Origin of the sequence: Massilia sp. CCM 8734 (genome assembly GCF_011682155.1) — a bacterium.
In the GTDB taxonomy this organism is placed as follows: Bacteria; Pseudomonadota; Gammaproteobacteria; order Burkholderiales; family Burkholderiaceae_D; genus Telluria_A; species Telluria_A rubra.
The window spans coordinates 165,216-177,294 of sequence record NZ_WHJI01000009.1 but is presented as its reverse complement, the minus strand read 5'-3'; the positions used below and the strand labels follow the sequence as shown (position 1 = coordinate 177,294).

Sequence of the window (12,079 nt, the reverse complement as noted above, 5' to 3'; positions counted from 1 at the left end):
GCCATGAGCGAGCTGACCTTCCTCCTGCACCTGGGCGACCCGCGCGTGACGATGCCGCTCGGCGCCGCCCTGCTGGCGTGGATGCTGGCCGCGCGCGCCTGGCGCCTGGCGCTCTGGTGGGGCTTGCTGCTGGGGGCCGGGCTGGGCCTGGTGGCGGTCAGCAAGATCGTCTTTCTCGGCTGGGGCGGCGGCGTGCCCTTGCTCGGTTACAAGGCACTGAGTGGCCACGCGGCGGGCGCCAGCGCGGTTTTTCCGATGCTGTTCTGGATGCTCGCGCTGGGCCGCGCCGATGGCTGGCGCGAGCGCGCACTGCGCCTCGGCCTTGGCGTGGGGGCGCTGACTGGCGCGCTGCTGGTGGCGGACCATCAGCACAGCGTGGCCGAAGCGCTGGCGGGCTGCCTGCTGGGCGCGGCGATCAGCCTCGGCAGCATCCGGCTCGGGGCCGCCGGCGTGAGCGCGCTGTCGTTGAAGGGCCTGCTGCCGGCCACGGGGGCGCTGCTGGCGGCGGCATGGCTGATGAAGTGGGCGCACCTGGGCTACTGGATGATCCGCGCCGCGCGTCTGCTTAGCGGCAACACCCAGGTCTACCCCTTGTAGATCGACAGACCGATAACGCATATAACTCATGGGAAAAAGCATCATGAAACCGCATCCGATGCCCAGCATTCGCTTTCTGAGAGAAAGCCAGCTGGGGGAAGACTCCTTGCACTCCCTGCTCATCTCCTTGCTGCGCGGCCTGGCGGCGATCGAGGTGGCCGCCGCCCACGTGCGCGCGGGATTTTTTCCCGGCCTGCGCACCCTGGAAGATCCCGCCTTGTGGTACCAGGCGCTGTCGTTCCTGACCGGTTTCGCGCACCAGGCCGTTGTGGTGTTTTTCCTGATCAGCGGCTGGTTGGTCGGCGGCAGCCTGCTCAACAAGCTGGGCCAGCCGCAGGCGATCAAGGCGTATGCGATCGACCGCGTCACGCGCCTGTGGACGGTGCTGCTGCCGACCTTTGTCCTGATCCTGGCGAGCGGCATCGTCAGCGGCGTGATCGATCCGCACACACCCGATTTTTCGCGCGCCAACGATTACTCGGTCACGGCGCTGGCCGGCAACCTGTTCGGACTGCAAACCATCGTCGTGCCGGAATTTGGCGGGAACTTCCCGCTCTGGAGCCTGTCCAACGAAACGTGGTACTACATTATGTTTCCGTTGCTGGTCATGTGCCTGGCGGCGGGGAGCGGCACGCGGCGGGTGCTGGCGACGCTCGTGTTGCTGCTGATCGGCATGCTGCTGCCCTTCGACATGGTGCTGTACTTCACGATCTGGCTGCTCGGCGCGGCGTTCTCACGGGTTCGCGTGGAATGCGGCACGTCCCTGCGCGCGCTGCTGCTGGTGGTGCTGGGGATGGCGTCGGTGGTGTTCCGCTTAAAGGGTAGCAATGATGACATGGTCATCGCCTCGTTTCCGCAAGACCTGTTGTTGAGCGTGCTGTTCTTGCTGTTTTTGTCGAGTACGGTGAATCCCTTGCCGGCGGACCAGCGGTTTGTCGGGCCGTTGCGGCGCGTGGCGGTGTTCTTTTCGAACTTTTCGTTTACGCTGTACGTGGTGCATATTCCGTTGCTGGGCATCATCGGCCACGTCGGCATGACCCTGTTCGGGCGCCGGCAGTTTTCCGCCGACAGTGTGGGCGACCTGGGAATCTACCTGTTCATGCTGCTTGCGGTGATTGTGGGCGCGTACGGCTTCTATCTGCTGTTCGAAGCGCGCACTTACGCGGTGCGGCGCCGGATGAAGGCGTGCTTGATGGGCCGGGCGGATAGCGTGCCGCAGCCGGTGTCCGCCAAGCGGTAAGCAAGGGCGGACCCGCCACCGCACCCGTCTTGGCGCGGGTGCGACGGGTGATGCGATGGAGGTGCGATGAAGGCGAGTGCGACGGTGCCGAGTGCGACGGTGGTGTGACAACGGTGCGCGGATGCGACCCCGCTCAGCCAGGCTTACGCGCCATGTAGATGAAGTGCGAGCGCAGCGGCGGCGCGAAGGTCACCAGCAACCCGGACAGGATGCGCGGCGCGCCAGCGAGCCGCCGCGCGATCGGCGGCGCCAGCAGCAAGGTGCGGTAGCGGCTCTCCGACGCCGGCCACATCCGGCGCAGCTCCCCACGCGTGACGCGGCGCACATTCGGGTTGCGCGGGTTGTTATAGCGGAAGTCGAACAGCATGCACCAACCGCCCGGCGCCACGCTGCGCCACATGTCGCGCGCCAGCGCCGCCCGCGCATCCGCTCCCAGGATCGATGAAAAGACGGTGTTGGCCACCACCAGGTCGACACTGTCCGGTGCGGCAAAGTCGAGGTCGCCCAGGTGCCAGCGGATGCCCGGCGCACTGCGCATGCGCGCCAGCACCAGCCGCTGCTCCTGGTATTCGGTGCCCGCCAGTCGGCAGGGATCGGCGCCCCAGTCGACCAGCTGGCGCAGGAAGCCGCCCGAACCGCAGCCCACGTCGACCACGCGCAGCTTGCCGAGCTCGGGGCCGAGCGTCTGCGCCAGCAGCTCGCCGGCAACCCGCGAGCGCGCCGCATCGAGCTCCATGACTTCCGGCCGGTGCCATGCGTACGCGGCGATCCGCTCGTCCACCATCCAGGCGCGGCAGACGGAGCGGATGCGTTCTTGTTCGATGGAATGTTCGTCACGTAAACCCATGCCACCATCCTAACAAGCATGACATGGGCTTTCCTTGACACTACCCACACGCGCTCAATGCTGGTATGCGCCCATATCATAGCCGCTTGTCGCATTGCGCGGCTTATTGTCGAAATCGACCGGCGGGGCATTGGTCGGCGTCCCCTTTCCGATCGCCGGGGAGGTCGGGCGCAGGTGTAGGTCCGGCGTGCCGCTGCGCGTGTAGGAAACGAATTGCGGATCGGCGCTCACGGTCCCGCTGTGCGTCAGGCCGTTCTTCAGGCTGAAGTTGTAGGTCGGGTTCTGGAACACCAGGTTGTTGGTGTAGCGGTTGCGGGTGCCGGTCTGGCCCTGCTCCGAAATCCCCATCGCGTTGTCGTACACAATGTTGTTGGCAACGATGGTGTCGTTGTTCGGGCCGGTGGTGTGATAGTAGTCGCCGCCGCCGACGATGATGCCGGTATGCGATGCGGTCACCGTATTGTTGGTGATGATCACGTTGTTGGCATCGTGCCAGAGATGGATACCCCCTTCCGCCACGCGATACACCACGTTGTTTTTCACCGTGCCCGAGGTGCTGACGTAAATACCCTGAACGAATCGGCAGCCCGCCGGTCCAATATCATGAACGAGATTGCCGACGACGTCGGACTTGATGCCGCGAAAGTAACTGTCCACGCCGATGGCCGAACCGCCCGCGCTGGTGCAGGGGACCTTGGTGGCGATATGGTGCACCCAATTACCGCGAATCATGTCATAAGAGCCGCCATTGTAGATGCCGTGCGTCCATTTGGTACCGCTCTGCGCGGTGGTGCCGTCGATGTGGAAGCCGATGATGTCGGTATAGTTTCCACGGTTGTCCCATGCGGTGTCGTTTGATGAGCTCGCTGGCGGTACGATTTTCGCACCCCATTTTGTGCTGGAGACATAATAAATGCGGCCAGCCGCGGTGCCGCTGACCGTTGTCTTGAAGCCGCCCGGATACGTGCCGTCCGCTACGTGGATCGTCGTGCTCGGCAAGGCCGCGCGCGAGGCTCGCGCAATCGTCTTGAACGGCGCCGATTTGGTGCCGGCAGCCGTGTCGGAGCCATTCGACGCCACGAAAAAATTGTAGGTCGTCGGCGGGATGGTCGGCTCTGGTGTCGGCGTAGGAATCGGTATCGGAGTCGGCGTAGGAGTCGGCGTCGGCGTTATGCCCGCATGCTGGTACGCGCCGATGTCGAAGCCCGTCCCGGCCGTGCGCGGCTTGCCGTCGAGGTCGGTCGCAGGCGCATCCGCAGGCAGCGCCGCCGCGTTGGCCGGCGAAGTACTCGCCGGACGGTAGTCGCCGCCCCCGGTGCGCACGTAGTTGACGAACTGCGGTTCGGCCGCCACCGTGCCGACCGGCTGCAGGCCGTTGTTCAGCATGAAGGGCGTGCCGTTGCCGAAAATCAGATTGTTGCTGTAGCGATTGTTGAGGCCCGTGGAACCGACTTCCTGCACGCCGTACCTAGTGTTATCGTAAAGAATGTTGTTGCTGACTCGCGTGTGGTCGTTCGGCACGCTGCCGTTGTAGCCGCCGTTGCCGCTGACCACGATCCCGGTGGCGGCGTTGAACACCGTGTTGTTGACCACCACGACGTTGGTCGCGTCGTGCCACAGGCGGATGCCGGCGTCGCTGACCGCGTACACCAGGTTGTTATCGACCCGGCTGCCCGCCGTATTGATATAAATGCCGAGGTAGTTGGCGCAGCCGGCCGGCCCCACGTCGTGCACGACGTTCGCGCTGACATCGTTGGCGCTGCCCTTGTAGTAACTGTCCGAACCGATGCCGCCGCCGCTGGCGGCGCAGGGGACCGTGCGCGCGATGTGATGCACGTGGTTGTTGCGCACCGTGCTGTAAGAGCCGCCGGTGTACAGGCCCGTCAGCCATTTGGTGCCAGCCTGGGCGCCGCTGCCATCGACCTCGAAGCCCGCGATCTCCACGTGGCTGCCGCGATTATCCCAGGCCGCGGTGCTAGTGGAATTGGCGGGCGGCACGATTTTGGCGCCCCACGGCACTTCCGACACATAGCGGATGCGCGCTTCGGCGGTGCCGCTGGCATTGGTGCGAAATCCGCCGGCGTAAGTGCCCGGCAGCACGCGGACGGTGGTGCCCGGCGTTGCGGCCTGGGCCGCGCGGGCGATGGTCTTGAAGGGTGCCGCCTGCGTGCCCGCATTGGTATCGGCGCCGGTAGGTGACACATACAAGTCGAGCGGCGCGAAGGCGCCGTTATACGTGAGGGCTGACGTGAGGGCTGCGAACTGCGGCGCCGGAGTCGGGTTGCTGCCATTGCTGCTGGTACTACCGCCGCAAGCGGACAGCAACACGGCGACGCCGCCGCAGATGCTCGCGTTAAAGCGGAAATCCGACGCAAAACTGGATAGCTTGTTCATCAAAAGTTCCTCGCTCAATCAAGTAAATGAGCAAGGTTTGATCTGCGTCAAATGTTTAGGTTCAGTGTTTACTCAAGTAAATTCACCTGTGTAATCAAATGATCAAAATTATTTTCTTTAGGGAAACATAAAATGACAAAAACGCGGCGGGCCGGTGCCGGCCTGTCGCGTTTCTAGAGTGAAATTGATTAGAAGATGCTACCGTTGAGTGCGCTCGCCCCTGCGCGAGCCGCTCACTGTTCCAGTTGCGGCACCTGGGTGTACTTGAACTGATACGCGTAGCTGCCCACGCGCAAGGCCATATCATTGAACAACACACCCTGCGGCGTGATGCCGGCGTGGTTCAGGCGCTTGATCGACTCGGTGATTTCGACCGCGGTCGTCACCCCGGCCCGCGCCAGGATGAATACCGCCCCGGCATGCGCGCCGATCATCAGCGCGTCCGACACCGCCAGGATCGGCGGCGGATCGATCAGCACGATGTCGTAGCGGCTGCCGACCACCTCGAGCAAGTTGGAAAAATTTAGATGCTGCAAGAACTCCGAGCGATTCGGCGGCAGCGCGCCGGTCGGGATGACATCGAGATTGTCCAGCACGCCCCGATGAATCACCTCGTCGATCGTCTGCGCGCCGCCAATCGCCTGGGTCAATCCACGCTCGCGGCTGATCCCGAAATACCGGTGCAGGTGACCATTGCGCAAGTCTGCATCGATCAGCAACACGCGCTTGCCGCTGGCCGCCAGCACGGCGGCAAAATTGACCGACAGAAACGACTTGCCCATCGCCCTGCCCGGCCCCGCCAACATCACGATGTTGTTCTTCAAGGACGGCATCGTATACATCAATGCCGCGCGGAAACTGCGCAAGCTTTCGATGGCGATGTCTTCCGGCGCCACCTGCGCCAGGATCGGCAGCACATTGCCACCCCGCGCCCTGCGTTCCAGACGCTCCTGATGCGTGCTGTGAGGAATGCTGGCATACACGACGCGGGCGCCGAGGATGGTTTCGATGCGCTGCGGATTGTCGATCCCGCCCAGGAAGGCCTTGCGCGCAAACGCCAGCAGCACGCCCAGGAACAGGCCGGTGACCACCGCCAGCGCCACGATCAGCGGCCGGTTGGGCTTGAGCGCGCGTTCGGGCGCCATCGGCGCGTCGATCAGGCGCACATTGCTGACCCGGCCCACCGAAATCAGGCGCAATTGCTGAGCGGTATTCGACAGCGCCGTGTACAGATCGGTATTCACCTTGATCTCACGCAGCAGGCGCGATTCGTCCTGCTCGAGCACCGGCAAGGTGCGGATCCGCTTGGCCACTTCGGCAATCTCGGCCTCGACTTCGCGCCGCTGCTGCTTGATCCCCTGCACGATCGGATGGTTTTCCGTGAAGCGCTGCAGCAACTCGGTCTTCTTCTGCTCCAGTTCCAGGCGCCGCGTCTGCGCCGCAGCCGCCTGTTGCAGGCTGATACGCGCTTCTTCGCGCATATCGATGCTGCCCTTGCTGTTGCGGAAACCGTTGTACTTTTCCTCGGAGTCTTCCAGCTGGCGTTTGAGCGCAGGCAACTGCAAATTCAGGAACGCCAGCGATTTTTCCGCTTCCTCGGTCTTGCGCGCCAGGTTCTGGCGCATGTACTCGCGGCCGATTTCGCCCAGCAGGCTGTTGATGCGCTGCGCGTCCGGCCCCTGCAGGCGCACTTCGATGATGCCCGACTGCTTGCCCTGCTCGGTGATCACCAGCGCCGTCTGGATGCGTTCGATCGCAGCCAGGCGCGAGCTGCGCGTCAGGCGGAACTGCGCTCCCGGCAACGCGCTCAGGCGGTCGACCCGCAGCTCGAAAGCGGCCCCGGCCACCGTGGCGCGCAAGGTGGTGCCGACCACGCCTTCGTAGGCGGACGGCAAGCCGCCGCCGGACAGGTGATAGCGTCCGTTACCGGCTGCGGTCAGCGTGAAGGTGCGGTTGTACCAGGCCTCGGGCACCTCGAACACCGACACGTCCGCCTTTTCCGGCCCCCACACATAGCCGCCGCGCCCGAAAATGCCGGGTTCGGTCAGTTCGTTCGACTTGCGGTTGGCAAACCAGAAACCGACCACGGGGAAATACTTGGGCCGCACATCGACAAACAATTGCAGGTTGTCGACCGCGTGCGAAATAACCATGCGCGAGCGCAGCAGTTCCATTTCGGCAATGGCCGCCTTCTTGGTTTCAAACAGGGACGACACTTCGCTGAGGATGTTTTTTGACGCGTTCGGGCTTTCTTCCTCGACGTGGATCATCAGGTTCGCCTCGTACACCGGGCTGGCGACAAGCGCATACATGATCGCCAGCATGGTCACCACGGCGGTGACCGCGCCGATCAGCCAGCGGCTGTCGTACAGGATGTTGACGTAGCCCTGCAGGTCGATCTCGTGCGGCGCGGCTTCGTGCCCGGGCGGCGGCGCCGGCGGCGGCAGGCTGGGCACCGGCAAGGGCTTGGGGGCGGGCAATGGACGCAGGTCGTCGGCATAGTTCATATGAATGTCCTCAATGCAAGTTCAGGGGCGGCTGAGCGTGACCGCCTGCGTCAGTGCGCCGGGGAACAGCATGCTCACGCTGCGGTACCAGTTGGCCAGCGGCGAGGCTGCCACATAGATCAGGTCGCGCGGTTCGAGTTCGAAGGCCTCGGCCATCGCCAGCGCCCCGGCGCGGCGCGCGTCGAGCTGGTACACACGGGTGCCCTCGGGCGCGCGGCGCACCACATACACCTGGCGCGCGTCGCCGCTGAGCGGGCTGATGCCGCCCGACTCGCCCAGCGCCTCGCTCAGGGTCAGGCGCCCGTCGTGCATGGTCAGCGCCTTGGGCGTGATCACTTCGCCCGACACGAACACCTTGCTCTCGTCGCGCGAGTGAACCCGCACCACGTCGCCGGGCGCCAGCAGGATGCTGCCCGGATTGATGCCGCGCGCCACCAAGCCGCGCAAGCCGACCTGGTAGCGCGCGTGGCCGCGCTCGAGCACGATGCGGCTCTGGTCGGCGCTGGGCAGCATGCCGCCGGCGCGGTTGAGCGCCTCGACCAGGGTCATGGGAATATCGTTGATCGACTGCAAGCCCGGCAAGCGCACTTCGCCATCGACATACACGCGCTTGCTGCGGTAAGCCTGCACGCGCAAGGTGACCAGCGGCTTGGTGATGTAGTGCGCCAGGCGCTTGGTGAGCAGCGCGCGCGCCTGTTCCTCGGTCAGGCCGGCCAGGGTCAGCGCCCCGGCGAACGGAAACTGCACCCGCCCCTCGTGATCGACCACGAAGCCGGCCGGCGGCGGGGCGCCCGGGCTATGGGAGTCCACCGCCGTGGACGAGGCCGCAACGCCCTGCCCCGCCAGCTCCGGATGGTCCCACACCACGATCGAGAGAATGTCGCCGCTGCCGATCACGTACGGCGGCGGATTGCGCACCACCAGGTGCGCCAGGCTCTGGCTGCCGCGCTGGGCGCGCAAGGTTTTTTCGGCGTCGATCAATTGCTCTGTGATCAACTCGGTCGGCGGCACGGGGCCGCTGGCCGCGCCGGACAGCCTGGCGCCGGTGATGCGGTAACCGGCGCAGCCGGCCAGGGTGGCCAGCAACAGCAGCGCCGGCAGTGTCTTGGATAGGTAGGTTGGCATTTTCAGGGTGCTTATCAAGATAAACATTGTTCAGTCCAGAGTAAGTGAGCCCCACCGGCCCGGTCTTGCTCCACATCAAACCCCGTCCGCACGCATTTTTTTACAGCAGTGGCGACAGGAAAAACCCTTTTCTGGCAAGCTCGTGGTTAAATGCGAGCGACTAACTTTCTGTAAAAACAGACCATGCCCCACGCCTTTCCCCCTAAGCACAACTGTACGACCGACAACACCGACCTCGCGGCGATCCGCCACGCTAGCGACGAGCTGCGCGCCAGCGAAGCACGCTACCGTTCCCTGGTGCAGGCGAGCAGCGCCATCCTGTGGCTGGCGTCGGCCGCCGGGCGCCTGGAAGGGGAACAGGCGAGCTGGACTCTATTTACGGGCCAATCGAAGGAACAGTTCAACGGCTGGGGCTGGCTCGAAGCGATCCATCCCGACGACCGCGAGCGCACCGCCGCCGCCTGGCACGCCGCGTTGGCCACCAGCAGCATGTACCAGATCGAACACCGCCTGCGCCGCGCCGATGGCCAGCACCGCTATATGAATGCGCGCGCGGTGCCGATTTTCGACGCCGCCGGTGCGATCACCGAATGGGTCGGCATTCATATCGACGTCGATGAACGCAAGCGCGTCGAAGAGCGCCTGCGCCTGCTCGACGCCATGAGCCAGGCGACGCGCAACGCGGACGATTCCAAAACCATCATGGAGCTCACCACGCGCATGCTCGGCGAGCATCTGGGCGCCACGCGCTGCCCGTACGCCGACGTCGAAAGCGACAACGACCGCTTCACCATCCGCCACGACTGGACCGCGCCGGGCGCCGTCAGCACGGTCGGGGTGTACTCGCTCGACCTGTTCGGCGCGCGCGCCGCCAGCGACATGCGCGAAGGCCGCACGCTGCGCATCTGCGACGTCGACCGCGAGCTCGATGAAGCCGACGGCGCCGCCATGTTCAACGCCATCGGCTGCAAGGCAATCATCTGCTGCCCGCTGGTCAAGGAAGGCAAGCTGGTGGCCATGATGGCGGTGCACCAGGACTGTCCGCGCCAGTGGACCGCTCCCGAAGTGGCGCTGGTCGACCAGGCCGTGGAGCGTTCATGGGCCCACATCGAACGCGTGCGCGCCACCGAAGCGCTGCGCGAAGCCGACCGCCGCAAGACCGAATTCCTGGCGATCCTCGCGCACGAACTGCGCAACCCGCTGGCGCCCATCAGGAATGGCTTGCAGGTGATGCGCATGGCCGAACACGACCAGGCCACGGTGGCGCGCGTGCGCGACATGATGGAACGCCAGGTGACGCAGATGGTCACCCTGGTCAACGACCTGCTCGACATCGCCCGCATCACGCGCGGCAACCTGGAACTCAAACCAGTGCGGGTCGAGGTGCGCGAACTGGTGGCCAGCGCGGTCGAAACCAGCATGCCGCTGATCGACGCCAACCGCCACACGCTCTCGCTCGACATCGCGCCCGAGTCGCTGCCGCTCGACGCCGACCCGACCCGCATCGCCCAGGTGATCGGCAATGTACTCAATAACGCCGCCAAGTACACCCCGGCTGGCGGTCGCATCAATGTGCTGGCGTGGCGCGACGGCGCGCACGCGGTGCTCTCGATCCGCGACACCGGGATCGGCATTCCGCCCGAATCGGCGCTGACCGTGTTCGAGATGTTTTCGCAAGTGGGCGCCTCGCTCGACCGCGCCCAGGGCGGCCTTGGCATCGGCCTGTCGCTGGCGCGCCGGCTGGTCGAACTCCATCACGGCACGATTGAACTGGTGCGCGACGCGACCGTCAAAGGCAGCCGCTTCGACATCCGCCTGCCGCTCGCGCCCGACGTGGCGGCGCAGGCACCCGGCGCGGACACGTCCTGCGGCAGCGTCGCCAACGGCCTGCGCGTGCTGGTGGTGGACGACAATCAGGATGCCGCCGACATGCTGTCGGAACTGATGGAAATCATCGGCCATACCAGCCGCGTGGCCAACGACGGCGCGCGCGCACTGGCGCTGGCCGAACAGTTCCGGCCCGACGTGGCCTTCCTCGACATCGGCATGCCCGGCATGAATGGCTATGACGTGGCGCGCCGGCTGCGCGGCATGGCGCAGCTGGAACCGCTGGTGCTGGTGGCGCTGACCGGCTGGGGCGACGACAACGATCGCGCGCGCAGCAAGGAGGCCGGTTTCGACCATCACCTGATCAAACCGGCCAACCTGGAGGCGGTCGAACGGCTGTTGGCCGCGCTGGTGGAGCAACGCAAGGGCCAGGGTCCGGCCGGCAGGTGAGCGTGGCTGCGGCGCTTGCGCAAGCTGATGCAAGCGGCGGCCGACGCATCCGGGCGCATCGATTTAGATGAATCGCATCAACTTGTGACAGTCCAACAGGGCTGCATGGCGCATGCTGTTTCACCGTACCGGAGTATGAGCAGGATCGAAGCAGGCGCAGGAAGGCAATCTATCCTGAACCTCAGCCACTACTGGCTTGACTGCTTTCTCCGGAGGTTCTATGTTGCTTCTCACGCCATTCAAACATCTGCAGGCCGCCGTGCTGTTCGTCGCGGCGGCCGTTATGTTCATGCCGGATCAAGCGCACGCCGCCATACCCGCGTCGTGGTGCACCCACAGCAGCGCCCAGTGGCTCACGGGCGACGTGGATGGCGACGGCCGGCTCGACGCGGTCTGCCACGATAGAAGTACCGGCGTCAAGTGGGTTGCCCTGGCCGAGGCCACCGGCCTGGAAGAACGCTGGAGCAACACCACGATTGGCTTTTGCAGCCACGCCGGCGCGACGCTGTATATCGGCGACATCAACGGCGACCGCCGCGCCGACCTGCTGTGCAAAGACGCGAACCGGCTCTGGATCGACTACGCGGGCGCCGATTTTTACGGTGGCACCGACTTCTGGCTTGACACCAACTATTGCACGCATGCCGGCGCGCTCACCTTCCTCGCCGACCAGAACGGCGATGGGCGGGCCGATCTGGTCTGCCGGGACAGCGCGGGACACGTGTGGATCGACCTTGCCGATCCGGCCGGACGCTTCGCGGACACCGACCTCGAGGGCGTCCGGCCCGATTTCGAGCTTTTTAACATCACGCGGGCTTTAGGTGGCGGGTATATCCTACATGTCAGAAACAACGGAATCGTTGGCAACCTCGAGACGGCACGATGCACGCCAAGCACGAGGACGCACACCCTTTCCCGGCGCATGGAGGCCGGCGCGGTCGTCACGGTGATCTTCCCGTCAATCCCCAGGGACGCGGTCCCCACGTGCTCGGTTAGAGGCAGGGGCGTCAGTGGCGCGGCAGAACTGTTCATCTCGAACAACCAGTTGAGCAAGTTCGTACCGTAACCGTGCAGAAGGCGCATTTCCGCGCC

8 protein-coding genes are annotated in these 12,079 nt (G+C 65.0%); 4 read left to right on the top strand and 4 right to left on the bottom strand.

What is annotated here, in order from left to right; genetic code table 11:
- The first annotated feature begins 3 nt into the window (after positions 1-3).
- Both F2P46_RS11080 and F2P46_RS11075 read left to right on the top strand, forming a co-directional pair.
- Positions 4-597 (top strand): membrane-associated phospholipid phosphatase, encoded by a 594-nt coding sequence (locus F2P46_RS11080; RefSeq protein ID WP_166888869.1) that lies wholly within the window; start codon positions 4-6, stop codon positions 595-597.
- A 43-nt stretch (positions 598-640) separates the two neighbouring features.
- The gene (locus F2P46_RS11075) at positions 641-1,837 is read left to right on the top strand and encodes an acyltransferase (protein ID WP_166888866.1); all 1,197 of its coding nucleotides are present in this window, start codon (positions 641-643) and stop codon (positions 1,835-1,837) included.
- Between the two features lie 133 nt (positions 1,838-1,970).
- Here the strand turns inward: F2P46_RS11075 and F2P46_RS11070 are convergent, their stop codons facing one another.
- The 4 genes from F2P46_RS11070 to F2P46_RS11055 all read right to left on the bottom strand — a co-directional run bounded on the left by F2P46_RS11070 (position 1,971) and on the right by F2P46_RS11055 (position 8,737).
- Positions 1,971-2,684: a class I SAM-dependent methyltransferase gene (locus F2P46_RS11070; RefSeq protein WP_166888863.1), complete on the bottom strand. Its 714-nt coding sequence runs from the start codon at positions 2,682-2,684 to the stop codon at positions 1,971-1,973.
- Positions 2,685-2,738: 54 nt separating this feature from the next.
- On the bottom strand, positions 2,739-5,078 hold the full coding sequence (locus tag F2P46_RS11065; RefSeq protein ID WP_166888860.1) for a DUF1565 domain-containing protein: 2,340 nt from the start codon (positions 5,076-5,078) through the stop codon (positions 2,739-2,741).
- A gap of 233 nt (positions 5,079-5,311) precedes the next feature.
- Positions 5,312-7,585 carry a polysaccharide biosynthesis tyrosine autokinase gene (locus F2P46_RS11060; RefSeq protein ID WP_166888857.1) on the bottom strand — a complete coding sequence of 758 codons (2,274 nt, stop codon included), beginning with the start codon at positions 7,583-7,585 and terminating at the stop codon, positions 5,312-5,314.
- 21 nt (positions 7,586-7,606) lie between these two features.
- Entirely contained in the window at positions 7,607-8,737 is a 1,131-nt protein-coding gene (locus F2P46_RS11055; RefSeq protein WP_229509224.1) for a polysaccharide biosynthesis/export family protein, read from the bottom strand.
- A gap of 156 nt (positions 8,738-8,893) precedes the next feature.
- Here F2P46_RS11055 and F2P46_RS11050 point away from each other — a divergent pair, with 156 nt between their 5' ends.
- Positions 8,894-10,987, top strand: a complete 2,094-nt coding sequence (locus F2P46_RS11050) for an ATP-binding protein (RefSeq protein WP_166888854.1) — start codon at positions 8,894-8,896, stop codon at positions 10,985-10,987.
- A 220-nt stretch (positions 10,988-11,207) separates the two neighbouring features.
- The gene (locus F2P46_RS11045) at positions 11,208-12,053 is read left to right on the top strand and encodes a VCBS repeat-containing protein (RefSeq protein ID WP_166888852.1); all 846 of its coding nucleotides are present in this window, start codon (positions 11,208-11,210) and stop codon (positions 12,051-12,053) included.
- Positions 12,054-12,079: the final 26 nt, after the last annotated feature.